The 255-nt window shown below is 51.0% G+C and carries 1 rRNA gene; it reads left to right on the top strand.

Going from position 1 to position 255, the window contains the following annotated elements:
• Positions 1-99: ribosomal RNA gene (locus tag Q7F16_RS30175) — 23S ribosomal RNA — on the top strand; the annotation flags it as partial.
• Positions 100-255: the final 156 nt, after the last annotated feature.

The following is a 255-nucleotide window of genomic DNA, read 5'->3' as shown; positions in this document are numbered from 1 at the left end:
CTGAAGGGCCGTCGAAGACTACGACGTTGATAGGCAGGGTGTGTAAGCGCTGTGAGGCGTTGAGCTAACCTGTACTAATTGCCCGTGAGGCTTGACCATATAACACCCAAGCAATTTGTGAACTCGAAAGAGACCAGATTGCGGTGTGTGAAGACGAAACGAACCGAAAGTTCGAATCTCACAAAACACCGAAGCTATCACATACCCAATTTGCTGAAGCGAGGCCCACGGGCCGCGACTCAGTACCCGAATTTC

This window comes from Pseudomonas sp. Lb2C2 (assembly GCF_052112205.1).
Taxonomy (GTDB): Bacteria; Pseudomonadota; Gammaproteobacteria; order Pseudomonadales; family Pseudomonadaceae; genus Aquipseudomonas; species Aquipseudomonas kilonensis.
This window is presented reverse-complemented; position numbering and strand designations above follow the sequence as displayed.